At 48.5% G+C, this 24,910-nt stretch carries 28 protein-coding genes and 1 pseudogene; 12 read left to right on the top strand and 17 right to left on the bottom strand.

What is annotated here, in order from left to right; translation table 11 throughout:
* Positions 1-2: 2 nt before the first annotated feature.
* From otsA to azuC, 8 genes are all read right to left on the bottom strand, one after another.
* Positions 3-1,427 (bottom strand): alpha,alpha-trehalose-phosphate synthase, encoded by a 1,425-nt coding sequence (gene otsA, locus BN2591_RS22870; protein ID WP_086874035.1) that lies wholly within the window; start codon positions 1,425-1,427, stop codon positions 3-5.
* Positions 1,402-2,208 (bottom strand): trehalose-phosphatase, encoded by an 807-nt coding sequence (gene otsB, locus BN2591_RS22865; protein WP_086874034.1) that lies wholly within the window; start codon positions 2,206-2,208, stop codon positions 1,402-1,404. The genes otsA and otsB overlap by 26 nt, the downstream gene beginning before the upstream one ends.
* Before the next feature lie 186 nt (positions 2,209-2,394).
* Positions 2,395-3,375 carry an L-arabinose ABC transporter permease AraH gene (gene araH, locus BN2591_RS22860; RefSeq protein ID WP_017458324.1) on the bottom strand — a complete coding sequence of 327 codons (981 nt, stop codon included), beginning with the start codon at positions 3,373-3,375 and terminating at the stop codon, positions 2,395-2,397.
* Positions 3,376-3,389: 14 nt separating this feature from the next.
* Positions 3,390-4,904: an L-arabinose ABC transporter ATP-binding protein AraG gene (gene araG, locus BN2591_RS22855; protein WP_086874033.1), complete on the bottom strand. Its 1,515-nt coding sequence runs from the start codon at positions 4,902-4,904 to the stop codon at positions 3,390-3,392.
* Positions 4,905-4,974: 70 nt separating this feature from the next.
* Positions 4,975-5,955, bottom strand: coding sequence for an arabinose ABC transporter substrate-binding protein (locus BN2591_RS22850; RefSeq protein WP_017458326.1), 981 nt, complete (start codon positions 5,953-5,955; stop codon positions 4,975-4,977).
* Positions 5,956-6,272: 317 nt separating this feature from the next.
* A complete protein-coding gene (locus BN2591_RS22840; RefSeq protein ID WP_065368168.1) occupies positions 6,273-6,830 on the bottom strand; it encodes a DJ-1 family glyoxalase III in 558 nt (185 codons plus the stop codon).
* A gap of 117 nt (positions 6,831-6,947) precedes the next feature.
* The gene (locus BN2591_RS22835) at positions 6,948-7,199 is read right to left on the bottom strand and encodes a DUF2766 family protein (RefSeq protein ID WP_017458328.1); all 252 of its coding nucleotides are present in this window, start codon (positions 7,197-7,199) and stop codon (positions 6,948-6,950) included.
* Between the two features lie 120 nt (positions 7,200-7,319).
* Positions 7,320-7,403 carry a stress response protein AzuC gene (gene azuC / locus BN2591_RS22830; RefSeq protein ID WP_017458329.1) on the bottom strand — a complete coding sequence of 28 codons (84 nt, stop codon included), beginning with the start codon at positions 7,401-7,403 and terminating at the stop codon, positions 7,320-7,322.
* Between the two features lie 213 nt (positions 7,404-7,616).
* Between azuC and BN2591_RS22825 the strand changes: the two genes are divergently transcribed.
* Positions 7,617-9,041 carry an MFS transporter gene (locus BN2591_RS22825; protein WP_086874032.1) on the top strand — a complete coding sequence of 475 codons (1,425 nt, stop codon included), beginning with the start codon at positions 7,617-7,619 and terminating at the stop codon, positions 9,039-9,041.
* Between the two features lie 52 nt (positions 9,042-9,093).
* Here BN2591_RS22825 and BN2591_RS22820 read toward each other — a convergent pair whose 3' ends face one another.
* Positions 9,094-9,732 carry an RpiB/LacA/LacB family sugar-phosphate isomerase gene (locus BN2591_RS22820; protein WP_017458331.1) on the bottom strand — a complete coding sequence of 213 codons (639 nt, stop codon included), beginning with the start codon at positions 9,730-9,732 and terminating at the stop codon, positions 9,094-9,096.
* A 237-nt stretch (positions 9,733-9,969) separates the two neighbouring features.
* Between BN2591_RS22820 and yecR the strand changes: the two genes are divergently transcribed.
* Together yecR and ftnA are read left to right on the top strand one after the other, a co-directional pair.
* Positions 9,970-10,302, top strand: a complete 333-nt coding sequence (yecR, locus tag BN2591_RS22815) for a YecR family lipoprotein (RefSeq protein WP_025263568.1) — start codon at positions 9,970-9,972, stop codon at positions 10,300-10,302.
* Between the two features lie 207 nt (positions 10,303-10,509).
* Positions 10,510-11,007 (top strand): non-heme ferritin, encoded by a 498-nt coding sequence (gene ftnA / locus BN2591_RS22810; RefSeq protein ID WP_017458333.1) that lies wholly within the window; start codon positions 10,510-10,512, stop codon positions 11,005-11,007.
* Between the two features lie 39 nt (positions 11,008-11,046).
* On the opposite strand, the gene BN2591_RS22805 is transcribed toward ftnA, so the two are convergent.
* Together BN2591_RS22805 and BN2591_RS22800 are read right to left on the bottom strand one after the other, a co-directional pair.
* Positions 11,047-11,286 carry a YecH family metal-binding protein gene (locus tag BN2591_RS22805; protein ID WP_086874031.1) on the bottom strand — a complete coding sequence of 80 codons (240 nt, stop codon included), beginning with the start codon at positions 11,284-11,286 and terminating at the stop codon, positions 11,047-11,049.
* 66 nt (positions 11,287-11,352) lie between these two features.
* Positions 11,353-11,636 (bottom strand): annotated as a pseudogene (locus tag BN2591_RS22800) (hypothetical protein).
* Between the two features lie 288 nt (positions 11,637-11,924).
* Between BN2591_RS22800 and tyrP the strand changes: the two are divergent.
* Entirely contained in the window at positions 11,925-13,136 is a 1,212-nt protein-coding gene (gene tyrP, locus BN2591_RS22795; protein ID WP_086874245.1) for a tyrosine transporter TyrP, read from the top strand.
* 543 nt (positions 13,137-13,679) lie between these two features.
* Here the strand turns inward: tyrP and BN2591_RS22785 are convergent.
* Genes BN2591_RS22785 through BN2591_RS22770 form a run of 4 tightly spaced genes read right to left on the bottom strand, consistent with a single transcriptional unit; the run spans position 13,680 to position 16,651 of the window.
* Complete coding sequence (locus BN2591_RS22785) at positions 13,680-14,717, bottom strand: phage integrase (RefSeq protein ID WP_086874029.1); 1,038 nt, start codon at positions 14,715-14,717, stop codon at positions 13,680-13,682.
* Positions 14,718-15,593 (bottom strand): BRCT domain-containing protein, encoded by an 876-nt coding sequence (locus BN2591_RS22780; RefSeq protein WP_086874028.1) that lies wholly within the window; start codon positions 15,591-15,593, stop codon positions 14,718-14,720. It lies immediately after the preceding gene.
* 38 nt (positions 15,594-15,631) lie between these two features.
* The gene (locus BN2591_RS22775; RefSeq protein WP_086874027.1) at positions 15,632-16,255 is read right to left on the bottom strand and encodes a hypothetical protein; all 624 of its coding nucleotides are present in this window, start codon (positions 16,253-16,255) and stop codon (positions 15,632-15,634) included.
* Between the two features lie 9 nt (positions 16,256-16,264).
* The gene (locus BN2591_RS22770; protein WP_086874026.1) at positions 16,265-16,651 is read right to left on the bottom strand and encodes a helix-turn-helix domain-containing protein; all 387 of its coding nucleotides are present in this window, start codon (positions 16,649-16,651) and stop codon (positions 16,265-16,267) included.
* Between the two features lie 303 nt (positions 16,652-16,954).
* Between BN2591_RS22770 and BN2591_RS22760 the strand changes: the two genes are divergently transcribed.
* The 8 genes from BN2591_RS22760 to BN2591_RS22725 all read left to right on the top strand — a co-directional run bounded on the left by BN2591_RS22760 (position 16,955) and on the right by BN2591_RS22725 (position 21,721).
* Complete coding sequence (locus BN2591_RS22760; RefSeq protein ID WP_086874024.1) at positions 16,955-17,158, top strand: DNA-binding protein; 204 nt, start codon at positions 16,955-16,957, stop codon at positions 17,156-17,158.
* Positions 17,159-17,168: 10 nt separating this feature from the next.
* Positions 17,169-17,399: a hypothetical protein gene (locus BN2591_RS22755; protein ID WP_086874023.1), complete on the top strand. Its 231-nt coding sequence runs from the start codon at positions 17,169-17,171 to the stop codon at positions 17,397-17,399.
* Entirely contained in the window at positions 17,389-17,619 is a 231-nt protein-coding gene (locus tag BN2591_RS22750; protein ID WP_086874022.1) for a phage filamentation protein Fil family protein, read from the top strand. The genes BN2591_RS22755 and BN2591_RS22750 overlap by 11 nt, the downstream gene beginning before the upstream one ends.
* Before the next feature lie 82 nt (positions 17,620-17,701).
* On the top strand, positions 17,702-17,908 hold the full coding sequence (locus tag BN2591_RS22745; protein WP_086874021.1) for a hypothetical protein: 207 nt from the start codon (positions 17,702-17,704) through the stop codon (positions 17,906-17,908).
* Between the two features lie 3 nt (positions 17,909-17,911).
* Positions 17,912-18,151 carry a DUF2732 family protein gene (locus tag BN2591_RS22740; RefSeq protein ID WP_086874020.1) on the top strand — a complete coding sequence of 80 codons (240 nt, stop codon included), beginning with the start codon at positions 17,912-17,914 and terminating at the stop codon, positions 18,149-18,151.
* A complete protein-coding gene (locus tag BN2591_RS22735) occupies positions 18,151-18,369 on the top strand; it encodes a TraR/DksA family transcriptional regulator (protein WP_086874019.1) in 219 nt (72 codons plus the stop codon). Before BN2591_RS22740 ends, BN2591_RS22735 begins: the two co-directional genes overlap by 1 nt.
* A gap of 6 nt (positions 18,370-18,375) precedes the next feature.
* On the top strand, positions 18,376-19,239 hold the full coding sequence (locus BN2591_RS22730) for a DNA adenine methylase (RefSeq protein ID WP_086874244.1): 864 nt from the start codon (positions 18,376-18,378) through the stop codon (positions 19,237-19,239).
* A 31-nt stretch (positions 19,240-19,270) separates the two neighbouring features.
* On the top strand, positions 19,271-21,721 hold the full coding sequence (locus BN2591_RS22725; protein WP_086874018.1) for a replication endonuclease: 2,451 nt from the start codon (positions 19,271-19,273) through the stop codon (positions 21,719-21,721).
* Between the two features lie 117 nt (positions 21,722-21,838).
* Here the strand turns inward: BN2591_RS22725 and BN2591_RS22720 are convergent, their stop codons facing one another.
* Positions 21,839-22,654, bottom strand: a complete 816-nt coding sequence (locus tag BN2591_RS22720; protein WP_086874017.1) for a hypothetical protein — start codon at positions 22,652-22,654, stop codon at positions 21,839-21,841.
* A gap of 281 nt (positions 22,655-22,935) precedes the next feature.
* A complete protein-coding gene (locus tag BN2591_RS22715) occupies positions 22,936-24,705 on the bottom strand; it encodes a GmrSD restriction endonuclease domain-containing protein (RefSeq protein WP_086874016.1) in 1,770 nt (589 codons plus the stop codon).
* Positions 24,706-24,910: the final 205 nt, after the last annotated feature.

Raw genomic sequence — 24,910 nt, 5'->3', positions numbered from 1 at the left:
CCTCAGGCTAGCTTTTGAAAGGTCGCCACTTTGTTTTGTAGCTGGCTTTGGGCGCTACGTGGCGTGATGCGCTTTAAATCGCTGATAAACCTCTGCTGCCAGCGATGGATATCATTCTCTTTGATGACGTTGAGCATCTCCGCATGACGCGAAATACGCTCCGCCAGCGGCATCCTTAATGCCTTGTCCATCGCCGCCGCGACATCATCGCGATCGTAAGGGTTAACGATCAGCGCCGATGTCAGCTCGTTCGCCGCACCGGCAAACTGCGAAAGAATTAACACCCCGGGGTTTTCGGGATCCTGGGCTGCCACATACTCTTTCGCCACCAGGTTCATCCCGTCACGCAGCGGCGTCACCAGCCCGACTTCCGCATAGCGGAACACCTTCATCAATACCTTACGGTCAAAATGCTGGTTGAGGTAATAGAGCGGCGTCCAGCCAAGCTGACCGTATTTACCGTTAATGCGACCGGCTTCAGTTTCCAGTTGATGACGAATATCCTGGTAGGCCTGCACTTCGCCACGCGAGGTAGGCGCTATCTGCGTATAACGGATCTTACCGTGGTGCTGAGGGAACTTCTCAAGCAGCGTTTCATACGCCAGGAAGCGTTCCGGCAAGCCTTTGGAGTAATCCAGACGCTCTACCGAGAAGATGTTTTTCACATTCTTCAGTTCATTTTTCAACTGCGCCAGTTTAGGCGGCAGCGGCCCTGCGGCTTGTTGCGCGATTTCTTGCGGCTCAATACCGATGGGGTAGACTTCGGTGCGGAAATTTTTGCCCCAGGCGACATGCTCTTTGCCGCCACGCGTGGTAAGCCTTGTTTGTGTCGACAAGCTATCGAGGAAGGCCAGACGATCGCTTTCAGTCTGGAAGCCCAGCAGGTCGTAATCGCACAGTTGCTCAAGCAACTCGGCGTGCGGCGGCAAGGCGTTGAAAATTTCCGGGGTCGGGAAAGGAATATGCAGGAAGAAGCCGATCTGGTTATTGACGCCCCGCTTACGCAGCTCGCTGGCGAACGGCAACAGGTGGTAATCATGGATCCACAAAATATCGTCGTCTTTTATCAGCGGCAACAGCTTATCTGCCAGCAGCGCGTTGACATCCTGGTAACCCTCCCAGGCCTCGCGCTGGAACTTCACCAGGTCCAGACGATAGTGGAAAGCGGGCCATAGCACCGCGTTGGAAAATTGCGAATAATACTGCTCGTAATGATCTTCACTGAGGTTAAAAGAGGCCCAGGTAATATTCCCTTTGGTGACCTTTTTTAGCGGTTGATCCTCGTCACCGATCTCCCCGCTCCAGCCAAACCACAGCCCACCGGTTGATTTTAGCGCCCCAAGGATCCCTACAGCCAGCCCGCCAGCGCTGGATTTTTTATCGTCAGGCGGAGCAATACGATTAGATACTACGACTAAGCGACTCATAGCCATCTCTCCTGTTTGTTAGCGCCCGTTGTTCTTGTTGTTGATGGTCGACAAGTTTTTCAAGCCATTGATAGACATCATTCACGCCAGCCAGACGCCACTTTGCCTGTGTTGCGCCCGGGCCGACTTTTATCGATATACCGCCAAGTTTGTTAACGGCTTTAAACCCATGTTCGTCAGTCAGATCGTCGCCAAGAAACACAGGTTTCTTGCCGAGAAAGGGTGGCGTTCGCATAAACGCGTCAATGGCGGCGCCTTTATGAATGCCAGAGGGTTTCAGCTCGACCACACATTTTCCCGGCTGCATTGCCAGCTGCGGGTAGTGTTTGACAAGTGTTTTTGCCAGGGCAAAAACCGCCTCTTCATGCTGCGGCGCCTGGCGATAATGCAGTGCAAATGCCATCCCTTTGGTTTCAAGTTCCACGCCGGTTAGCGGCGCAATGCCATGCCGGAGTTCACGTTCCAGCGGCTGCAATACCGCTTCCGGTAAGGTCATTCGTTCGGTTCGACCATTGATATCGCGGCGCTCCGCCCCATGTACCCCGGCCAGCGGGAAACGATACGGTTTGGCGAGCTGTTCCAGCTCAGCAATTGAACGCCCTGAAATCAATGCCAACGCCCTGTCATTTAGCTCAGCAAGCAATGAAAGTCTGGTCAGCACATCTTCAGGGATAAAAACATCATCCGGGTGCGGTTTGATATCCGCAAGGGTGCCATCCAAATCGAAAAAAAAGGCAAAATTTCCGGAAATGAGAGGCGGTATAGATAGTGCGTCTTCCACCCTGGTTTCCTCCTTACAGTGTCAGATGAGAGCCGTTTTTCATTAACGTCTCATTATCATTAGCCATGTAAGTATAGACAGTGTGACGCTGCTCGCCATTTTTAACATGACTTACCAGCCGGATTAGCGGCTGGTAAGGTCTGGAGTTACACTATAAGGTTGTGTGCAAAATTTAAGCAAAAAGCATCAAACCGTGCGTTTGGCCTTTTGTTTGTAGCGGTCGAAAATCACCGCCGCCAGCAGGATCAAGCCGCGCACAACGTATTGCGAGAAGGGAGAGATATTCAGCAGGTTCATGGCGTTTTCCACGGTCCCCAGAATCAAAATCCCGGCCACAACGTAGGAAATTTTACCGATGCCACCTTTCAGCGATACGCCACCCAGCACGCAGGCTGAAATGACAATCAGCTCATAACCGATCGAGGTCATTGGCTGGCCGCTGGTCATACGTGAAGCAAGAATAATCCCCGCCGCCGCTGACACAAGGCCTGAGAGCACAAAGATAATAATCTTGGTTCTGACTACCGGCACACCCGCAAGCCTCGCCGCCTCTTCGTTACCGCCAATCGCCAGCGTATTGCGACCAAAGGTGGTTTTATTAAGCAGGAAGCCAAAAATAATCAGGCAGCCGACCGTCAGCCAGATAGGCGCAGGCAGGCCAAGCCAGTTGGCATAACCGAGTGTGAAGAAGCGCTCATCTTCGATCCCCACCGCTTTACCATCAGAGATGATATAGGCCAAACCGCGCACAATCTGCATTGTCGCAAGCGTGGTGATCAGGGCGTTGATTTTCAAACGTGCAATGACAAAGCCGTTAATAAAGCCGCTCACCACACCGAGCAGTAACCCGGCAAATACCCCGATCCACAAGCTTTCGCTGAGGTTGATCACCACCGCCGTGGTCACCCCGGCGCAGGCAATCACAGACGCCACCGAGAGGTCGAAATCGCCGGAGGCCAGGCAAAAAAGCATGCCGCAGGCCACCATACCGGACATGGATATCGCCAGCCCCAGCCCTTTCATATTGACGAAAGAGGCAAAGTTCGGCACGAAAACAGCGCAACCAATGAACAGGACGGCGAACACCACCAGCATGCCGAACTGATCCCAGATGCGCCCGAAGCTGAACGCCGACTTCGGCGCGCGGGACGTAGTTAAAGATGACATCGTATTCTCCTCACTCAGGCGACAGCCTGACTCACTTTCGGCATCGCAAGGCTCAGCGCCTGCTGTTCATCGCCCTGACCGTGTAACAACTCACCGGCTATTTCGCCTTCACGCATCACCACAATACGGTCGGCGACGCCGAGTACTTCCGGCAAATCACTGGAAGCAAACAGCACCGCCACACCACGTGCCGCCAGCGCATAAATCACGTTGTAGATTTCGTGTTTCGCCCCGACGTCAATCCCACGCGTAGGCTCATCAAGCAGGATCACCTTCATCTCTTCCGACAACCAGCGGCCAAGAATGGCTTTCTGCTGGTTACCGCCGGAAAGATTCATAATCAGCTGATCCGCACTCGGCGTTTTGATATTGAGCGAGCGAATGTGGTGCTCGGCGTTTTCGCTCTCCCAGCCATTATTGATGAGACACCCTGCGCGAATGTATTTGCGCCGGGCGCTGATGTTGATGTTCTCCTGCACCGAATGCACCGGAATAATGCCTTCGGCTTTGCGATCCTCCGGGCACAACATCATGCCAGCACGAATAGCGTGAGCAGGTTTGTGAATATCGACCTGCTCGCCATCGATAAACACCTGCCCTTCGGTGATCTGTGTTCCGCCAAACAGCCCTTTCATCAACTCGCTGCGACCGGCACCGACCAACCCAAACAGGCCGACGATTTCCCCGCTGCGTACACTCAGGCTAATCGGCGTACGTACGCCCGGCGCTTTCACCTGCTCCAGGCGCAGACGTTGCTCGCCATATTCGCGCGGCTGCCAGCCGTAAATATCGCCCAGCTCGCGCCCTACCATCGCCTGCACTAGCTGGTCATGATTGACCTGCTGCATGTCAGTAAAGGTGCGCACATAGCGACCATCTTTAAACACCGTAATGGCATCGCTGAGGGCAAATATCTCTTCCATGCGATGCGAGACATAAAGGATGACACGCCCCTCTTTACGCAGCTCGCGGATCACGCGAAACAGGTTGTCGATCTCACGCGCAGAAAGGGAACTGGTTGGCTCATCGAAGGCGATAATTTTGGCGTTACGCGCCAGCGCCTTGGCAATTTCCACCATCTGCCATTGACCAATGGAGAGGTATTTCAGCGGCGTTTGTGGGTCGATATCCAGCCCCAGATGTTGAAGCTGCAAACCCGCTTCATAGTTGAGCAGGGAGCGGTTCACAATGCCGCTTTTATGCGGCAGCTGGCCCAGGTAGATGTTCTCGGCAACGGTCATTTCCGGCACCAGATGCAGCTCCTGGTAAATAATGGCCACCCCGGCATTGAGCGCGGCGGTCGTATCGGCAAAGGAGACCTCTTCTCCTTTTATTGCCAGCGTACCGGTTGTCGGTGCGTAGTTGCCGCTGAGGATTTTAAGTAGCGTTGATTTACCGGCGCCGTTCTCGCCCATCAAGGCGTGAACCTGCCCGGCGTAACAATCAAAACTGATCTCGCTGAGCGCTTTCACACCGGGGAATGTCTTGCCGATGCCGCGAAACGAGAGGTAAGGAGTAGACTGTTGCATAACGTCTCCGCAAAACAGTTCATTGTACGTCTGGCTCCCCGCTTATGCGGGGAGCGCAACCAACAGAGAATTACAGTCCTTTTTTCGCCAGCTCTTCTTTGAAGTTATCGCGGGTGATCAACACCACATCCGTAACGGCGGTGAATTTTGGCGGTTCTGCGCCTTTGGTCACCCAGTTGTACAGCATCTCACTGGTTTTATAGCCATGAACGTCCGGGCTTGGCAGCAGGGAACCGAAGAAGCCTGTAGCCTGAGCTTTGGACAGCTCGCTTACTGCATCCACGCCGTTAATGCCGATACCGATAACGTCCGCCGCTTTAAAGCCCTGCCCTTCCGTGGCACGCACGCCGCCAAGCACAGTGTTGTCATTCATGCCCAGCACCAGCCAGTGTTTCACTTCCGGATGCTGTACCAGCAGGGAGTTACCGGCATCAAACGCACCGGGGATATCGTTCGATTTTGTCGGCACCTGATAGATCTGTTTTTCCGGGAAACCGGCTTTTTTCAGCGCATCCATGGAGCCCGTGGTACGGCGGCGAGCGGTATCCAGCTCGTTAGCGGTAATCGCCATCACGCCGGTCTGTTTCACATCCCAGCCGCGTTTTTGCATCTCTTTATAAAGCTCTTGCCCCTGGCGTGCGCCGATCTCGCTTGCCGCCATCATGACCAGCGGCACAGAGGTCATCGGCTCGCCTTTCGCATTGACGAACTGGTCATCGACCGTGATGACTTTCATGTCGTACCCACGGGCTTTGGCAACAATTGCCGAACCCAGTTTCGGATCGGGAGTACAGATAACAAACCCTTTCGCGCCGCTGGCCGCCAGGCTATCAATGGCATTCAGGGTTTTCTCACCGTCAGGAACGGCGATTTTGATCACTTCAAAACCTAAATCTTTGCCTGCCTTGTCGGCGAATCTCCACTCCGTCTGGAACCACGGCTCTTCCGGTTGTTTAACCAGAAATCCGAGCTTCATGGTTTCAGCGATAGCGGATTGTGACATAACGGCAGCCAGGCCGATGGCCGCCAACGCTTTAGTGAATTTGTGCATGGTAAACTCCAGCTTTAGCATTCTTTTATGTAGGGAAAACAACTCATCAGGTCTTTTAAAAGTTCATAAAACAAGGCATTAGAGTCCATACATCACTGGAGCTCTGTGCTGGAAATAGTTTTAGCGGGAAATTGATTCTCCATAGGAGAGCGGCATCACACGGCAGAATTACAGTAATTCCGTACATAAATTCAGCGATTTATCACATAAAATCAGCCGATTTTGTCTGACAAATAAGAAGGGTAAAAGCAGGATAATCCATAACATCAGCCAGCTTATCCTTGTGCCCGGATACAGGGCGCATCCGGGCGGAAAAATCACCAGCTATAGTAGATATGCTCGGCGTGATCTCGCGCCGCAATTTCGTTCCCTTGCAGGCGCGCGGCTATCGTTAAGGCAAAATCAAAAGCCAGCCCCAGACCTTTGCCGCTGATCAGGTTGCCATCTTCCACCACCGGCGCATCAACATATTCGCCGTCACGCACGTTTGCATATAAATCGCCGGAGCAGACATAGCGGCGACCTTTCAGTAAGCCGTTCGCGCCCAGCACGCGCGCAGCGGCCGAACAGATTGGGCAAATGAATTTGCCTGCCGCGTCATGATGTTCAACAAATTGCAGCACCGCCGGGTTGGTGGCGAGGTTGACGCTGCCCTGCGGACCACCGGGCAGCACGATGGCGTCATACAGCGTCTGCTGCCGCTCGGCCAGCGTGCTGTCTGCCACCATGGGGATATTATGATAACTGACCACCGCGCGAGATTCCGCACAAGCCAGCGTTTCGACCTCTATCTGCAAGCGGCGCAAAATATCAATGGTGATAATCGCTTCCGCTTCTTCAAAACCGGGCGCCAACAACACCGCCACTTTTTTCATTCCCGACTCCTTTTGTGCAAGGTTGGTTGAATTCAGTGGCGTTATTGTTGATCAAAACAACGTTTCAAAATCTCCGTTGCGTCACAGACCGGCAGGCGCAACACAGCAAGAATAAAATCAGTGCGCTTCGCCCTGCGGAGTGAATTTCAGTTCAATTAAAGCGATGGCTTTTTGGATAGCGCGGCGCGTCACCGGATCGGCAGCTGCCGGATGGGTGGAAAAATCGATGCTTTTTAACTGGTTCGCCATTTTCTCGCGCACTTCAACCGGCGCGATAACGTCGATAACATCAAGGATTTGTTTAATGACCAGCTGGCAGGCTACGACATCAGAGACCAGTTCCTGGTCAGCAGAAAGATTTTGCGACATATGAAGCTCCTTTACTAAAGGGCGTCATAGTAGCGGGAAATATCAGGCAAGAGTAGTTTTGTCCCATCTGCCACTGTGTTGCGGGCATAAAAAAACCTGCTCGCGGCAGGTTTTTTATTATCAGAACATCGCGCCTGGCGGTACGTCTTTGAAAGTCTTGCAATAGGTTTCAAACATATGCTTCAGGATCTTACGCAGTTTCATCTGTTACTCCGGCGATTTGTTATGCAGGTGTTACGTCTCAATGCGCATATAATATGATCTCAATCACAAAAAGCAAGTTCAGTGTGATGGAAATCACGTTTCAAAAATCTAAAATGCAGTAGCTTTGTTAAAAATCCAATTATAAATCCTGTAGTTAGCGAGCTAAAATATTTTTTAGCATCCTCAATTATTTTTGCAAATGGCAGCCCCACTATGCGTGCAAGCACCCTTTCGCGAAAGACTGGAGGTCTTTCTCCCGCTGCGCTACTGGTAGCCGGCGCTTTCTTTATGGAGTTTATCGACGGCACGGTGATCGCCACGGCGTTGCCGGATATGGCGAAAACCTTTGGCGTGGAAGCCGTCGCGCTCAATATTGGTATTAGTGCCTATTTGATAACGCTGGCGGTGCTGATCCCCGCCAGCGGCTGGATTGCCGATCGCTTTGGCGCGCGCAATGTCTTCTCGCTGGCGCTGGCTATTTTTACCCTCGCCTCGGTGCTTTGCGGGCTTTCAACCAGCGTTGATATGTTTGTCTCGATGCGGATTTTACAGGGCATCGGCGGTGCGTTAATGGTGCCGGTCGGCCGCCTCGCGGTGTTGCGCACCACACCGAAACATCAGCTCATTACCGCTATTGCCACGCTGACCTGGCCCGCGCTGGTCGCCCCCATTATCGGTCCGCCGCTCGGCGGTTTTATTACCCACTATGCCGACTGGCGCTGGATCTTCTTTATTAATGTGCCGCTGGGCCTGCTGGCGATTGCGCTGGCGTTACGCATTATCCCCAATATCCGCGAGGAGGAACGCCGTCCATTCGACTTGCCGGGTTTTATTGCCACGTCTGTGGCGATGATAAGCCTGGTGTACGCCATGGAGGCACTGGGTTCTGAACATCCTCAAGGCGCACTAACGTTAGGTTTGCTGGCGCTCGGCGCGTTAACACTTGCTTTTACCCTGCGCCATTTCCAGCGCGCAACATGGCCAATGATCCGCCTCGACGCCATGAAAGTGCCGACATTTCGCGTAACCATGTACGGCGGTTCACTGTTTCGCGCCTCCATCAGTGCAGTTCCGTTTCTGTTGCCGCTGCTGTTTCAGGTCGGATTCGGCATGGATTCGTTCCATGCCGGGTTGTTTGTGCTGGCGGTGTTTGCCGGGAATCTTTCCATCAAGCCGGCAACCACACCGCTTATCCGCTGGCTGGGTTTCAAAAAGCTGCTGTTAATCAATGGAGCGCTCAATGTGCTGGCACTGTTGGCCTGCGCATTATTGACGTCACACACACCGGTGTGGCTGACATTTGTGATCCTTTATCTCGGCGGCGTATTCCGTTCGGTGCAGTTCACCGGCATCAGCACGCTGGCGTTTGCCGATGTACCGTCGCCGCAAATGAGTTATGCCAACACGTTATTCAGCACGGCAACACAATTAGCGGTGGGCTTAGGTGTTACGCTGGGCGCAATTGGTATTCGCATTGGTGAGCATGTCAGCAGGTGGTTACATCTCACCGCCATTGAGGGGATCAGCTTTCGACTGGCGTTCGTTTTTATTGCCCTGATTTGCCTGGTGGGCATGATTGATACGCTGCGGCTAACAAAGGATGCGGGTAGCGCCGTATCAGGTAAACAGAAAGCCTGATGCAGGAACGGAAAAAGAAAAAAGCCGCAACAGACGTTGCGGCTTTTTATTATCAGGCAAGGACTTCGCGAACGAAGGCTTCAATCTCTTTATTCTGGCAGTTTTCAAAGAAGCACTTCTGGAAACGTTCACCAGAAACGGCGGTTTTCACCAGCTCACGGTCGATAGCACGCAGCGTATCGAGATAGTTCTCTTTTACCACTGCCGCTTTGACCTGGTTCAGAATCCCGGCATTGCGCACCTGCGGTTCTTTGCGCTCCGGCGGATACCCTTCCCCTTTGCGACCAGTAAAGGCTTTTTCAAAGATAAAGCGCACGTTCAGTTCTGCACCCCAGCCAAAACCTTTCGCGAACGGGAGCGCCAGTGCGTTACCGTTGTTGATCTGCGCGAACAGGAAAGCATCCGCCGGATCGATACAGTAACCGCACACCACACCCGGGTGGATATTCAGTGACATCAGCGCGCCCTGGCCAGTGCCACAGCCGGTTACCACGAAATCCACAGCTTTGGCATTCAGCAAAATACTGGCCATAATACCAAGGTGGATATAGGTCAGATGGTGGTCGTTCTCATCGCTCATCCCGACGTTAAATACCGGGAAATCTTTCTCATCGGCAACCGTCTTCAGCTCTTTGAGGATGATGGCGTTTTTCGCCGCCTGGCTGTTTTCCATCATCAGTGCAATTTTCATTTCAGATCTCCTGTGACATGCTTCGGATAGCAAAGGTTGGGTAAACCTTACTACCTGACAAACATACTTTCAAATTTAATGAAAAATGGTTTTAAAAATCAGAAGCGGGCTCACAGTTTTTACTCTTCGCGCAGTGCCGTCGCGATTAGTAGAGGCTGTTCGGCGGGTTATTCTGTCGATTGCCTGCAAATCAACGCGATAAGATGAGATCATGCCAAAATGAAACAGAGTGATTTCATGAAGAGAATAGTTGTAGCCGCCTCGCTGCTCCTGCTCGCGGGATGCACGATGACGAAACAAGCGGAAGTCAGTAGTGTGGATACCATCAGCGGTCTGGTACGCCTGAGCTATAACCAGTCGATGATGCAAACTGCAAAATACGACACCTACACCGCGCAGGGAACAGCTAATAAACAGTGTCAGCAGATGGGTTACGCTACCGCAGTGCCTTACGGTCAGCCGGTGCAAACCTGTAGCCTGATTAGCGGCTCGGTCTGTATGAATACCAAAGTAACTATTCAGTACCAGTGCCGTGGCGTGGCTTTTACGCAAACCAAACCGACCTGGTAAATTCTTAAGCCAGTATAATTTTACTGGCTTATCTTTTTATTAAAAATAAAAACAATTCTCATTTATTTAATTAATCTCCGGCAATGCGTGTTATTCTCATTCTCTTCTTAATACATTTATTTTTTATTTTACCTTTTGCAAATAATTAAATAACAAATTATAGTGAGCGCTCCTTTCGCCTGATAATTATATTGATGGAGCCGCGCCATGTTAAAAGCAGAGATGATCGAAAAATTAAATGAACAAATGAATCTGGAACTGTTTTCTTCTCTGCTTTATCAGCAGATGAGCGCCTGGTGCAGCTACCATAGTTTTGAAGGTGCTGCCGCGTTTCTGCGCCGCCACGCGCAGGAAGAGATGACGCATATGCAGCGTCTGTTTGATTACCTGACTGACACCGGCAGCCTGCCACGTATCAATACCATTGAATCGCCGGTGGCGGATTATGCTTCGCTCGATGTTCTGTTCCGTGCAACATATGAACATGAACAACTGATCACGCAGAAAATTAACGAACTGGCGCATGTGGCGATGACCACGCAAGATTATCCAACGTTTAATTTCCTGCAATGGTATGTGGCGGAACAGCATGAAGAAGAAAAACTGTTTAAATCAGTGATTGATAAATTAACATTGGCCGGTAAAAGCGGTGAAGGCCTTTATTTCATCGATAAAGAACTGGCGACGCTGGACACACAAAACTAATATGGCGGGCGGTAAAGAAGATTCTTTACCGCCTTTTTATTAATGCCTGCAGATTTTACTTTCGTGAGTAGAAAACCCCTCTTCCGCCGGAATAAACTTTCCGCGAGACGCCAGAAACGCGACCAGTTCAGCCGCCGTCATTCCTTCCGCTGAGCAGGTATGAAAACGCGCTGCTTCGCCAAACCGATGAATAATTGCCGCCGTCAGACTCTCGTTTGAATAACGCTCGCCTGTTTCAATCATCATATTCAGCACTTCATGACCGTGAATGGATGTCATAGATCCTCCCCGAAAAAGATGCATCATAAACTCAACATTTCCAGCGGACGTTGCGCTAAAACAGGTTTACATGCATCTGGTACAGCGCCAGTCCTGCTTATTCACGGCATGGTAGAAGTAGCGATAATTTACCGTTTCCAGCGGGATACCGTTTTCGAAAAACAGATCGGTCAGCCAGGCAACGTTGTCAATTATCCACTCATCTTCCGGCAAGCCCTGAGCAAAGGTTTCATCATCCGGACCAATGATCGAATAGATTGCCCACGTCCCATATCCTTTTCCTGGCGCGGCTCTGGTAGTGCTACCTCTGCCCCTTGCCAGCACATTTTCCAGTGACCGTGACAAAGCAGATTTCCGCTGCGCGATCACAGCGCTGTAAAGGGATTAGTACCCGCTATCGCTAACCTTCAATATCTTTGAAACTTTATAATATTTTTTAAGTTTCATGGGATTGTGGCCTAAATACATCCTCCTGATGAAGTAGGTAAATCCGGCAATTTTCCTCTGCAGGCGCCCGCACAACTCTCATCGTAAAGAAATAAATACAGTACATGTAACGGTTGTTTGACGAAATCACTGAATTGTCTTACTCTGCGCCGCATCTTGAGCTGGCAGTACGTTTTATTACAGAGGAAAGCGTGAAGAATCGAACACTTGGCAGTGTTTTTATCGTCGCCGGAACAACCATCGGCGCGGGAATGCTGGCAATGCCGCTGGCTGCGGCAGGCGTAGGTTTTGCAACCACTTTTGTTTTACTTTTCACTCTATGGGCAGTGATGTGTTACACCGCCCTTCTGCTGCTGGAGGTTTATCAGCATGTTCCGGCAGATACCGGGCTTGGATCGCTCGCCCGGCGTTATCTGGGGAAGTATGGTCAATGGGTGACAGGCTTTAGCATGATGTTTTTGATGTATGCGCTGACGGCAGCATATATCAGCGGCGCAGGTGAATTGCTGGCCGCAAGCATCAGCGCGTGGCTTAACATTTCGCTTTCGCCCTCAACGGGTGTGTTGCTATTCACCCTTGTTGCCGGTGGCGTTGTATGTGCAGGGACTTCCCTGGTCGATCTGTTTAACCGTTTTCTGTTCAGCGCCAAGCTCTTGTTCCTGGTCGTGATGCTGGCGCTGCTGATGCCACATATCCATAAGGCTAATTTGCTGACCATGCCGCTGGAAAAAGGTCTGGCGCTGTCTGCCATTCCGGTCATTTTTACCTCGTTTGGTTTTCACGGCAGCGTTCCAAGCATCGTCAGTTATATGGGTGGAGATATTTGTAAACTGCGCGGCGTGTTTATTACCGGCAGCGCCATCCCGCTGGTGGCCTATATTTTCTGGCAACTGGCGACGCTTGGCAGTATTGATTCCCCGACCTTTATCGGGCTGCTGGCCAGCCAGGCCGGGCTTAACGGTCTGTTGCAGGCATTACGTGAAGTGGTGGCGTCGCCACATGTTGAGTTAGCGGTACATCTGTTTGCCGACCTGGCGCTTGCAACCTCTTTCCTCGGCGTATCGCTCGGTCTGTTTGATTACCTGGCCGATTTGTTCCAGCGGCGCAACAATGTCGTCGGGCGCTTACAGACAGGCGCTATCACTTTTCTGCCACCGCTGGCGTTCGCGCTGTTTTATCCGCGTGGCTTCGTAATGGCGTTGGGCTATGCCGGCGTTGCGCTTTCCGTGCTGGCGTTGTTGTTGCCTTCAATGCTGGCATGGCAAAGCCGTAAGCATCATCCGCAAAGCGGTTATCGTGTACCCGGCGGCAAACCGGCGCTGTGTCTGATTTTTGCCTGCGGTATCGCGATTATTGTTATTCAGTTCTCTATCGTCGCCGGGTTGTTGCCGGAAGTCGGTTAATCACCGCCATCAGGTGTGAGCCTGTTCAATGTACGTGCTCGCACCGCTCTTCCCCCTCTTTGATGGGTCTGCCTCTGGTTCGTTCTCCACGCCGTTTTTGCAGAAAATTGCTGTCACACTAATACGGTGAAACTTCCTCGCACCAGCAAATTCACGAACCTGGTTACCGCTTCGAAAGTAACGCGAAATGAAAGTGGGAAATTTCAGGGCATGAAAACGTATCGCCAACGGTGAGATACAAGCGCAAGGTTTCAGTCTTTTCGATGACTGGAATGTACTAATGCCTCTTTTACAGGTCGTACAGGACGAAACCGAATGGCGAAATACGGCGAAGACGAAAAACAGGCATAAAAAAACCGCCTTTAAGGGCGGTTTCACGACACTGCTTATCATTGATTTTATTCTTGTTTTCCCATGGTACCCGGAGCGGGACTTGAACCCGCACAGCGCGAACGCCGAGGGATTTTAAAAACTATCGAGCCGCTTTTAAAATCATAACCTTATGATTATAATCATAAAATAAAAAGGCTAAGGGCGGCTGATTTAGGCTGCTGCTCCATTTTCATCGCCATCGTTTACCCTTTCCCGGTTATCAAATGGATTGAGCGCAACAGCAGCATCCAGATGGCTCGGCGCGAAATGCGAATACCGCATTGTCATCTTAATGTCGGTGTGCCCGAGTATGCGTTGAAGCACCAGAATATTACCGCCACGCATCATAAAATGGCTGGCGAAGGTATGCCGCAGCACATGGGTAAGTTGACCGTCCGGCAGCTCAATCCCCGCCCTTTTCACTGCCGCCTTAAATGCTTCATAACAGGGAGTGAATAACGCCCCTCGCTTCTTCGGTAGCAGTTGGCTAAGGGCTGGCGAAATGGGAACTGTACGATTCTTTTTGCCTTTAGTCCGGGTATAGGTGATTCGCCCTGGTAGGATCTGAGACTGTTTTAGCCCTTCAGCCTCTCCCCATCGGGCACCGGTTGCCAGGCAGATGCGCGCGACAATGCCTAAATCAGGGTTACGGGACTCATCGCATGCGGCAAGCAGGCGATCGATCTCACCCTGATAAAGGAACGCCAGTTCCTGCTCTTCCTCTTTAAACTTCCGGATACCTGATAGCGGGTTTTCTCCATGCCATTCGCCCAGGCGTTTTAGTTCAGCAAATACAGCATGCAGATACGACTGCTCACGATTCACGGTTGCTTCGCTGAGCTTCTTCTTGCCCTTCTGATTCCATTCGCCACTTAGTCGGCGCTCACGATAAACAGCGAATACGTTTTTATTAAAATCTGAGGCAAATGGGTCATTTAGCCTTTCACAGATCGCCAGCAGTTTATTTTTGCGCTCTTCACCGGAAGTAAGAGCCTTTCCATACATCTCATACCAGCGATCAATAAGTTCGGATAGCCGAGGGCCGGAACCGGTGCAAATCCCATCAGTGGAAATCCGATTCATTAACCGGCGCTCAAAAGAGAGCGCCTCACCTTTCGTGGCGAACTGTTTACGTGTACGGCTTCCGGCTGCGCCATGCGGGTAGCATTCGCAGAGCCATTTGCCGGAAGGAAGTTTACGAACGGTCATTTAGGCAAAGCTCTTCCATTGCTCTTCGCTAATAATTTTTAACTTAGTACCTTTCTCATCGCGATAAGATACTGCCTTCTCAATCTTTCTTCCGTAGGACTGGAACCGCCAGTCCCTCGCGCAAAGCGTTCCAATTACCAGATAATCAATTTTTTGTGTAACGGTGGAGCTAATTTTTGCACCTGACGCACGAAACTCATCTTCGCAAACGCTTCGCTTACCATGCAAAAATTCTCCCGTAAGACACACCGTAGCACCATCAAGCTCAAGCGAATCAATAGTATCAAGGGGTAAGGCTGTTGAAAGGCCATCAACGACGCCTTCTTCAATATTACTGCCAGTAAAATCTATTAATGCAGATTTTAAGGTGTTGCGTTCTTCATCAGTGATAACCCCATCATCCAAGATCTGCTTAACCACTGCGTAAAGTTCTTTGCCGGGGTAGTTGTTTTTCAATGCCGCATTTTTTGAGAGGAACCAATTAAGATAGCGAATTTCACTATCATTGAGTTCCTGATTGGCAATCATTCCCTTGCATAAACCCTCCAGTAAGTGCTTATCTGCGTCTTCAGAGAAGAGATCTATATTAGGAATGTCTAACAAGTCTTTTTGAATAGTAATTAAATCCGCTTTCAGAAATTCCAATTCAACTTTTTCTATCACCCCATCAGCAAGGATATCGGAAAGCCTGCGCTTAATTGTTTTCACGCAGTAGTTATTACTGATAGCTTCAGCCTCAAGCAACCAGGTATCAAGGTAGAGCACTTCCTTACTATCAAGAGCACCATCACTTAGTAGACCATCAATGATGCTTATCAGATTGGCAAATAACTTACTTCTGTTTCTGACGTAATTAAATGTGCTGAGTTCCGTCATAACTAATCACCTCTTTTTGAGTGATATATTATTACTCTCTAAAAAAAGAGAGCACCCACGACCACACCTACAATAAAAACAACGATAATTTCTTTGGGATAATCTTTTAGCCAGCTTGCGATATCTGAATGATTTTTTGTTGATTCATTCGCTGGTTTCGTCTGATTTTCTTCGTCAATCCAGGACAGCGCCATCTGTAGCTGCGGGCGCGTAAGATCATTAAATCTTCCGGTACCAAAATTGATATGACAAAAACGAATGAGACGCTGCCGGGAGTCTCCTTCCTCGCTATTTCGCAGCAACAAATGGACAAGCGCTTTCCTTGCGTCCCCATCTTTACAGCGATCCAGTATTGCCTGGAGGAAGCTAACAGCGGTCTGGTATTGATTAACCGTCATTTCATCAATGCTTGAGACGCCAATTTCTGCATGCATTCTTTGCCAAATTTCATAGGCTTCACCTTCCCCCGCTTCAGCTATGGAAAGAACTAACTTATTAAGTTCTTTACGCTGTGCTTTTACGAGTGGTCGATCGTCCTCCCTCGTAGAAGGTATCGCTATGTTGATTGTTCGCTGTGCATCAACTCGTTCTATCTGGATATTATTTTCGTTAAAGTCTCGACCCGCGTTGCGGTTTTGACTTCCAGTAGAATTTACGGTCATAGAGTATCCTTACTTTTTGTTTTCGCTGAAATCCCTTCCCGCTACACGGTTCCCATGTCCGGTGACATTTATTGCCGTATCTGACGCCAAATTTCCGGCATTCAGAGCAGCAAGAGCAGCTGCTTTAACGGCAATAGGAGCAGAACGAAATAGATTGATTAGTTGTTGTTCATCCTCGTTTAGAGCTTCGGCAGACCGAACCCCTGTGACAACAAACTGAACATCGACACCAAGTTTTGATACTGCGAAAAGATAAGACGCATCCGGATACCGCTCGCCTTTTTCGTAATTCAATTGCGCCAATTTTTTCACTCCGCCCACGTCGCCAAAAGCTAACTGGCTTAAGCCAAGGCGTTCGCGTTCCTCTTTCAGACGCGCCCCGATATTCTCTCGCATACAGAAACCCTTGACAGGTATTCAAACGAATACCACAATGTGATTCACGAACACTTAGCAGATCACAATATACCACTATGACGCAAGCTAACTACACCAGCAGGTCTCGCACCCCTAAAAATTCAGTGGCCGGTCGGCCTCTGCCGCTGCGACTCAATCCTGAAGAACGACACATCATTGAAGAAATGGCCGAGAAAGAAAGCCGCTCAGCCAGCAATATGGTGCGTGTTATTTTCCTTCGTGGACTTGAGTCACTTCTTCACGTCTCAACGGCCAACAAGGCCGAGTAATAAGGAGTGAAAAATGTCCGGGATCACAATCAACATTAATGTGAGCACGCCCTACGTTTCTCTTAAGCGCTATTCAGAAATGACAGGCATACCATTCGAGACATGCCGGGGCATGATGGAAGATGGTCGTATTATTATCCGCCCCAAAACACGAAAGATGGAAAAACCAGAGGTCAATTTAGTGGCAATGCTTAAAGATGCCATTGCTAATAGTTAAAGGACGCGAAATGAAAAATAAATATCCTTTGATTGAGGCGGGTAAAAATCTTTTCCTTTACCGTGGTTTTACTATAAGAAAGGCACCGCGTAATAACATTATTAAATGCGCAACGTATTTAATTAATAAACGCGATGATTCTAACTCTTATGATAATTATCTGGGCCGTGATTTTGCGCTTGCAGAAGCCATGCGTACCGTTGACCATATGTTAAAGGCCGGGGGCAACCATGCACGATGAAGGCCCAACGTTGGCAAGCCTGCTACGCAATGGCTGTCAGGTCACGCACTTTAAGAACTCGCGCGGATGGCTCGAAACTCCGGACGGGAGATTTTTTAAACCCGAACCGGCCAAAGTTCAATTTATAAAAGGACTGAATAAACCTTTTATGTATGTCCGAAAGGTTAATAAAGAATTTGCTACCGCACTAACCGAATTAATTAAAAAACTGATTAACTAATTCGGTCTTAAAAAATCGTTCCTGCTCTCACCACTGTTTAAAACAGTGGCGGATTAACTCATCCCTGTAAAGAGGAAACATCATGACGAGACGAGATCAGTTTAATTTCATTCTGCATATTATTTTGCCAGCCATAGAAAATGAAGGGTTAACAATCAAAACCCAGCGCGACGGTGAAATTACATTATCCGCTCAAGGTTCTATTGCTGAAGATTTCGTTAAGAACTTGCGTCAGCACTGCATTGAAGAATTGCAGCGCCCTTCTACATCGTCGGTATATGGAGCTTAAGAAATGCAACGTCGAAATATCGAAACCCGTACAACAAAAATCGGCCCTGATGATGCCCGGCTTAACGATCTACTGACTGCTGCCCGTATGGATGAACGCCGCGCACGAATGGAGGCCATGGCAGCCCGGCTGGATTCCCTGGCCGGGAGAATTATCAGCCACCAGCTCAGCTACAAAGAAGCCGGTGAGCTTTTACGACAAGAAGCGATCAACGTAACAAATGCCATCGGGGAGATCCTCTGATGGCGGACGAAATCGATATTGCACAGCAACACGAGTATGAGGAGCGGGAACGTCACATCCTGAACGCCCGCAGCAAACCAACTTCCGTTTCCCGCCTGACCTGTGATTGTTGCGGCGCGCCAATACCTGAAGCACGCCGCATTGCCGTGCCTGGGGTGGAACTGTGCGTGACGTGCCAGACCATCAGCGAATCAAAAAACAAACATCTCCGGGGGTAAGAAATGATCAGCACTATTCTCAAATGGGCGGGCAATAAAGCCGCTATTATGCCTGACCTATTACAGCATCTTCCCGCAGGCGGTCAGCGCCTGGTTGAACCTTTCGCAGGCTCCTGCGCTGTGATGATGGCAACTGACTATCCGGCCTATCTCGTCGCTGATATCAACCCCGATCTGATTAATCTCTATCGTACCATTGCCAACGATTGTGACGCGTTCATTGAGCTGGCTCAGATCGTTTTCGAAAGCTATCCCACCTCTGACGACTATTACCACATCAGGCACGCATTTAATCAGGATACTGCTTTGCCACTCAGCACAAGAGCGGCTTATTTTCTGTACCTGAATCGCCACTGTTATCGAGGCCTGTGCCGCTATAACGGCAGCGGCGGTTTCAATGTGCCATATGGCAACTACCGCGCCCCCTATTTCCCGGAAGCCGAGATACATGCATTTGCTGATAAAGCCACACGCGCAACCTTTATCTGTGCAGGGTTTGAAGAAACACTGAGCATGGTGCAGACCGGCGATGTTGTGTACTGCGATCCACCGTATGACGGCGTGTTTACCGCGTATCACACTAAAGGATTCAGTGAGGACGATCAGTATTGCCTGGCATCCGTGCTAACACGACTGGCAGCGGAAGGCTTCCCGGTTGTCGCATCCAACGCCAACACAATGCTGGTTTCCTCCCTGTATCGCGCTTTCATCCTTCACCGCATCAGTGCATCGCGGGGGATCGGCGTTGCTGCTGGCGACGGAAAAAAAGCCACTGAGGTGATCGCCGTTTCGAACAGCAAACCATACGCCTCGTGGATTGGTTTCGATCCTGCTAATGGCTGTGAAAAGTGCGTTGAACTCCATCCATGAGTAAAGCGCTCTGCTGCATCGGGGCAACAAAATGACTACGGAAAACCGTGGCCGTCGCGCCCCTTCTCCACCGCCTCCCTTTCCGGGTAGTTCTGATGATGCTACCCGGTACGCCTATGAGTGGAACAAACCAAGAAAAGCCATTTATGTCGATAAGACACCTGCTGTTGATCTCGTTGAGCTGGGTCAAGAGCAGGATTTTTTAGACTGGGTTAAACGTACCCTTCAACCTCTCCCGCTGTTCATTCGCCGCCGTCTGGCGGTGCGCATTGACAGCATTCACTCGATGAAAGGCCGCCATATCGCCAGGCTGGCCGTGCGGGATATTGTCAGGCGAGATCTGCCACATATTCAGGCTGTAACTGAACAATATGCCATTCCGGTTGACAGCGATGGCGAGGCATACAGTGAACTCAATACGCTTTACCACACGTTTAAGAACCTGGGGGAATTAACGCGCCGGTTTAATAATCTGCCGGATTACTCAGCCGAAGACGTGGAGTTGATGGCGCAGGATATCGCCATCTACATGACAGGCGTTCTCAGCGAAGTAAACGACGATATAGCGGCGCTGGATGACCGCCAGTCGGCGGTGTGGCTGTATAACGAAGCCGCGCGCCTGACTCTCTATTTTCGTCAGACGCCACCCGGCTCGGGCAAACGTAAGTTGCGCCTCGACGAACTCGCCACAGCGATCAGTAAAATGCTGGATTCCCGTTGGTGGCATCGCGCATTGAGAAAATATACAGTTCGCTGGCGCGAGCATCTGCATATCGCGTTTGGTGACGTGAAACGCGACATATCGCCCTATTGCAGCAAACACCATGTCAGCGAGTGGGATACACGGCGTAAACGTAGCCGCGCGATCATGAGCAAGCTGGAGCTGGAAGATCAGGACACAAAAGAACGCATATCGCTGATAGAGCAGATAGATAAGAGCATCTCCAACCCGGAAAAACGGCGCATTGAGTTGATGACGCGTATTGGTGGCTTTGAAAAAATCGCCAATGAAAATGGGTTTGCCGGAAGCTTCTTTACCCTGACCACACCATCACGCTATCACGCGTGGAGTATATTCGGGCATCGCAATGCCAAATGGAGCGGCACAAGCCCACGCGCGGCACAGCGCTATCTTAACCGCATCTGGCAGCAGATACGTGCAGAGCTGGCCCGCCGAGAAATCCCCGTATTCGGGCTTCGCGTGGCCGAGTCCCATCACGATGGCACGCCACACTGGCACGGGTTGTTGTTCACTGCCCCGGAGCATGTCAGCGAGTTACGCGAGGTGATGCAGGATTACGCCACCCGCGAAGATGCCGAAGAACTACGCGGCAGAAATGGCAAGTTGCCACGCTTTGAAATGAAGGATATCGATCCGGAGAAAGGCAGCGCGACAGGCTATGTCGTTAAATACATCTCTAAAAATATTGATGGTTACGCACTCGATGGCGAAGCCGACGATGAAAGCGGCAGACCGTTAAAAGAGACAGCAAAACACGCTACCGCCTGGGCCTCCTGCTGGGGTATTCGTCAATTTCAGTTTTTAGGCGGCGCGCCGGTTTCCGTGTGGCGCGAACTGCGCCGGATGCACGATCAGGCGCTGGCAGACAGCATAAATCCGCTGTTCGGCGAGCTTCACCGCGCTGCTGATTCTGGCGACTGGCAGCAGTACGTTCAGTTGCAGGGCGGCGCATTTGTCGCACGTAAAAACCTGGTTGTTCGCATCTGGTATCAGATGAAGGATGAGCCTAACACCTATGGCGAATATCAGAATTTGATCAAAGGCCTCGTAATGCCTGCGGTCAACATTGAACCGGTGATCACCCGCCTTAAAACCTACTGCATTGTGAAGATGAAACCGCCCATTTCTGATGGCGCGGGTTTGGCCGTTGACCTTCAGGGCGCGCCTGCGCCCTCTTGGACTCGTGTCAATAACTGTACCAAGGCTAAAAAACAAACAATTTCGCCACCATCAGCACCGTCAGAAATCCCCATATCAGCTGGCGCTGATGGGCCAGAGCAAATCGTGATCGGGCAATTAACGCGCGAACAGAAAAAACGCATCGCTGAGAGCATCCGAAACCACAAACCGGAACGGAAAAAATCACCCGCCGATGAGTTTGAGGCGCTGGCGCACGCCATTACGTCAAGTGAGTACACGGAATATGATCACGCGCGCGCCGAAAGTTACCTTCGTGCCGCATGTGAACTACGGAAGCGAGAGCAAACCCTTACGCCAGAAGTGGAAACGCTGGCTGGACAGGTTCAGGTGTGGGCACAGATCAAAAAAATCCAGATCAGCCGCGTGCAGGCTATACAGCTGGCGCGCGGCGAGAAAGTCACCGTGCTGGATACCGTGTATCGCGCGAACCCGCGCACGGGCGAATTGGTTGTTATTGATACAGATAAACAGTGGAGAAAAACTTTAGCAAAGTACCGTACAGAGAGATTGATTAAGCTCTGGAAGAAAGCGCTAGAATAATAGGACTCAGCCTCGACTTGAACTAATAGGTTGCTCGGACAACACAACTTTAAATTGAGTGAGACACATAACATTATGTTAAATGAAAAATGAATTTAACATTAATGACATCCTGTTTTACAATCTATCCCTAAGGAATTTCAACCCAAAAAAATGACCTTTACTTTTCTCTAGAATGCCAAGATTTAAATCGTAAAAGTACCATATTAGATTCGGTTTTGTTGGTGGTACAAGCGAGGGAATTTGTAATTTTCCATCCTCATATAATTGCGATATAAAATTGCCATCATTTATTTGTGGATCAATAGAAGTGATAGTATCCTCGCAATGGAGGGCATAACCAAATATTTCTATTGTATGACCAGAACATGTAACTGGATTTAGCATGTATGACTGGCCTGACGGAATATCTTTTTCAAGATACATCCGGCGTATCTCAAAAAACTTCAGCGAATCCTCGCTGCTATGGTCGAAAACACTATGAGGAGCGATGGAAACTATAGTGAAAGTATCTTTTGATACATCAGCGAAGATAAGATAGTTGCTTCGTCCTTTTGGATTTTTGTTATTTTTAGGCCCAAAATGAAAGTGATACAGACCTTCTCTGAGTACCAAGGAATCAATGTCTTTTCCTTCGCTTTTTGGTGAAGCACCAGGTAAAACAATACCATGTGTTCTGACTTGCTCAGATAGATATGGGTTAAGATCATCACCGTTAATAACTTTATTAAGAAACACTTTTATTTCAGGATATTTCCTTATAAAAACATCCAAGTCTATCCCTCCAGGAAAGAATTTTACTATCCTCTTTTTTACAGGGATAGTTCTAATCTTCCATGTAATATAACTAGAAATAATTACTCTTGTTGGCATTTTTTCGAGTTCTGCTATAGCCAGCGGAGTATTTGGAACCTTCGGCAATTCCTTTATCATCGATTGTCTGAAACGCTTAATGCTAGGTGAATATCCGCAACTCATATTTAATTGTCTCCGCATTATAAATCGCTTACTGATTTAAAGATAAATAAATCAATTTTAACCCTACTTGCATTTATTTATTTTTATTATTATCACACTTTTTGTCGGCTATACATATCAGGCGCTCTATTGATTGATCGATTAGGTATAGCCATAATTTATAAAACACTCAATTCAAGCCCGCCCAATATAAATCATAAAAATAAAAAAGGCCCAACATTGCATGGGCCGTTTTATTATTTGAACAACCGCATAATATTTGCAGATTGCTTAGGGCTGGCTTTCTCAGTGTTTGAGTCAATCCTTATAAAGGTATCTTCACCAACAAAACTCATTTCGTTTTGTGCCGGGATCATTATCCTGATTACCGACAACCCTTTATAATCTATGGTGTCAATGTTATTTAAAACTTGGCTCTTTAGCGGATCAGTTAATTCACTATTACGTATTGAACCTACTATCAGTGCCACATAATCGGATAGTGCGATATTTAATGATTTAGCTTCTCTGTCAATACCAAAAACTGATTTATCACCAATAACCTCAGGCTCAATAGAATAAATTTCCTTTATTCTATCAGAATCAGATTCAGAATCTGAGACCCCAATAAAAATGAAAGAGTCACTAGCATTAGGCCCTAAATTACCCATACTACATATTATTTCGTTGATTTTTTTTAATAGTTTTTTATTTACTTCTTTCTTACCATCCAAATTTAAAATGCCTTGTTTAAATTCATACCTAGGAGTTTCAATTTTCGATCTTCTTAATGAATTTTCGAAATCAATAAGTAATCCAGCACCATGAGTTAATAATGATGGCGTTGATTTTATAAAATAAGACTGGATAGCTCCTTTGACAAGATTGATATTTAGTGTCCTGTCACCTGTAGTTACGTGTTTTTTATCTGTTTTTAACTTCGCATTTATGCCTGTCAAAGCCTTTATTATACTTTTATATTCAACAGGCTCTTTTGATTCTTTAACAATCAAATCATAATAAGCCATGAAAACCGTATAGAATGCAGATCTTGCTGAGTTGCTTGCTCTCCCATTGTAGATAACATTTTTGAAAGGATGGTTACCGTCAAAATTAACCTCACTAAAAGTTGTAAGTACTGCACTTATAGTGCCCTTCACTTCAATAAGCAAATTATCTTCAGGATATGAAATTATTTTTGCACAAATTCGTTTTGAGAGTGTCGACTCTGGATCATAAAGCTCATCAAGATTGTCCTTACTTGATGCAAATGGTTGATTATCTAATATAGAGACAATTAAATCTGATATTATCTGCTCATCTACAGAGTCTTTAAGTTCTTTTGTATTGAGAATTCCTTGTTTAACCCAAAACGTATCAGTTGCATTAATACCGTACCCTTGCCTATCAACATATCCATCAACACTTATACTTGGCATGTCAGATAACTTCAATATATCTGAAGACGAGTCACCTCGCAGCTCCGATGATAATTTTCTTACAAGCATAGATAATGGGTTAACAACTCCAGCCTGCCGTTTTTCCTGAAAACTTAGCTGGCGACCACCAGAGTTAATTCTTCCAAAAATATCAGTAACATTTGATTCATTTTCTAAAGGGAAAATAGTTACAGCAAGTTGATACTCTATAATGTCCGCACAATCTTTAGGTGGAAGAACACGGTTATCATCCAAAGTTCGGCCATCTGCCTCCATTGCCTGCTTAGCCGTCGGAAACTCATCAACATCAAAAAAGACGCCATCTAAAGAATATTTATTCTCTATAAAATCGAAAATTGCATTTAAGCGTTGCATACCGTCAATGATTTCATATTCACCATTCTTTGTTTGTGCTAATAAAACTAACGGTATAGGATATCCTAATAAAATACTATCTATTAATTTTTGTTTTTCTTTTGTTGTCCACACTAACTTACGCTGATAATTTCTATTAACCAAAAATTTACCGGCACGATAATCCCTGTATGCTTCTGTAATATTCATACCCCTTGGGGTTATTGAAGCCATTTTATAACTCCTTATTCCATTGATTATAAAAATTATGTTAGAGACTAATGTATTTCTATATCTAGCAAACAGATGGATATAGATCGTATTTCATATGTATATCAAAAACCGTTACAAGGTGTTAGTGTTTCTTGAGCGTTATCCAGCACTGCCGTAGTCAAATGCAAAGACAAGCACAAATTTGCACTATTTTTTTGATGCTATT

The sequence above is a fragment of the Kosakonia pseudosacchari genome (assembly GCF_900184035.1).
GTDB classification, from domain to species: Bacteria; Pseudomonadota; Gammaproteobacteria; order Enterobacterales; family Enterobacteriaceae; genus Kosakonia; species Kosakonia pseudosacchari.
This window is presented reverse-complemented; position numbering and strand designations above follow the sequence as displayed.

What these genes read in the sequence shown, in the direction of transcription:
- otsA (WP_086874035.1), bottom strand. Translation starts at nt 1,427, where the DNA reads ATGAGTCGCTTAGTCGTAGTATCTAATCGTATTGCTCCGCCTGACGAT.
- araH (WP_017458324.1), bottom strand. Translation starts at nt 3,375, where the DNA reads ATGTCATCTTTAACTACGTCCCGCGCGCCGAAGTCGGCGTTCAGCTTC.
- araG (WP_086874033.1), bottom strand. Translation starts at nt 4,904, where the DNA reads ATGCAACAGTCTACTCCTTACCTCTCGTTTCGCGGCATCGGCAAGACA.
- BN2591_RS22850 (WP_017458326.1), bottom strand. Translation starts at nt 5,955, where the DNA reads ATGCACAAATTCACTAAAGCGTTGGCGGCCATCGGCCTGGCTGCCGTT.
- BN2591_RS22840 (WP_065368168.1), bottom strand. Translation starts at nt 6,830, where the DNA reads ATGAAAAAAGTGGCGGTGTTGTTGGCGCCCGGTTTTGAAGAAGCGGAA.
- BN2591_RS22835 (WP_017458328.1), bottom strand. Translation starts at nt 7,199, where the DNA reads ATGTCGCAAAATCTTTCTGCTGACCAGGAACTGGTCTCTGATGTCGTA.
- azuC (WP_017458329.1), bottom strand. Translation starts at nt 7,403, where the DNA reads ATGAAACTGCGTAAGATCCTGAAGCATATGTTTGAAACCTATTGCAAG.
- BN2591_RS22825 (WP_086874032.1), top strand. Translation starts at nt 7,617, where the DNA reads ATGCGTGCAAGCACCCTTTCGCGAAAGACTGGAGGTCTTTCTCCCGCT.
- BN2591_RS22820 (WP_017458331.1), bottom strand. Translation starts at nt 9,732, where the DNA reads ATGAAAATTGCACTGATGATGGAAAACAGCCAGGCGGCGAAAAACGCC.
- yecR (WP_025263568.1), top strand. Translation starts at nt 9,970, where the DNA reads ATGAAGAGAATAGTTGTAGCCGCCTCGCTGCTCCTGCTCGCGGGATGC.
- ftnA (WP_017458333.1), top strand. Translation starts at nt 10,510, where the DNA reads ATGTTAAAAGCAGAGATGATCGAAAAATTAAATGAACAAATGAATCTG.
- BN2591_RS22805 (WP_086874031.1), bottom strand. Translation starts at nt 11,286, where the DNA reads ATGACATCCATTCACGGTCATGAAGTGCTGAATATGATGATTGAAACA.
- BN2591_RS22785 (WP_086874029.1), bottom strand. Translation starts at nt 14,717, where the DNA reads ATGACCGTTCGTAAACTTCCTTCCGGCAAATGGCTCTGCGAATGCTAC.
- BN2591_RS22780 (WP_086874028.1), bottom strand. Translation starts at nt 15,593, where the DNA reads ATGACGGAACTCAGCACATTTAATTACGTCAGAAACAGAAGTAAGTTA.
- BN2591_RS22775 (WP_086874027.1), bottom strand. Translation starts at nt 16,255, where the DNA reads ATGACCGTAAATTCTACTGGAAGTCAAAACCGCAACGCGGGTCGAGAC.
- BN2591_RS22770 (WP_086874026.1), bottom strand. Translation starts at nt 16,651, where the DNA reads ATGCGAGAGAATATCGGGGCGCGTCTGAAAGAGGAACGCGAACGCCTT.
- BN2591_RS22760 (WP_086874024.1), top strand. Translation starts at nt 16,955, where the DNA reads ATGTCCGGGATCACAATCAACATTAATGTGAGCACGCCCTACGTTTCT.
- BN2591_RS22755 (WP_086874023.1), top strand. Translation starts at nt 17,169, where the DNA reads ATGAAAAATAAATATCCTTTGATTGAGGCGGGTAAAAATCTTTTCCTT.
- BN2591_RS22750 (WP_086874022.1), top strand. Translation starts at nt 17,389, where the DNA reads ATGCACGATGAAGGCCCAACGTTGGCAAGCCTGCTACGCAATGGCTGT.
- BN2591_RS22745 (WP_086874021.1), top strand. Translation starts at nt 17,702, where the DNA reads ATGACGAGACGAGATCAGTTTAATTTCATTCTGCATATTATTTTGCCA.
- BN2591_RS22740 (WP_086874020.1), top strand. Translation starts at nt 17,912, where the DNA reads ATGCAACGTCGAAATATCGAAACCCGTACAACAAAAATCGGCCCTGAT.
- BN2591_RS22735 (WP_086874019.1), top strand. Translation starts at nt 18,151, where the DNA reads ATGGCGGACGAAATCGATATTGCACAGCAACACGAGTATGAGGAGCGG.
- BN2591_RS22725 (WP_086874018.1), top strand. Translation starts at nt 19,271, where the DNA reads ATGACTACGGAAAACCGTGGCCGTCGCGCCCCTTCTCCACCGCCTCCC.
- BN2591_RS22720 (WP_086874017.1), bottom strand. Translation starts at nt 22,654, where the DNA reads ATGATAAAGGAATTGCCGAAGGTTCCAAATACTCCGCTGGCTATAGCA.
- BN2591_RS22715 (WP_086874016.1), bottom strand. Translation starts at nt 24,705, where the DNA reads ATGGCTTCAATAACCCCAAGGGGTATGAATATTACAGAAGCATACAGG.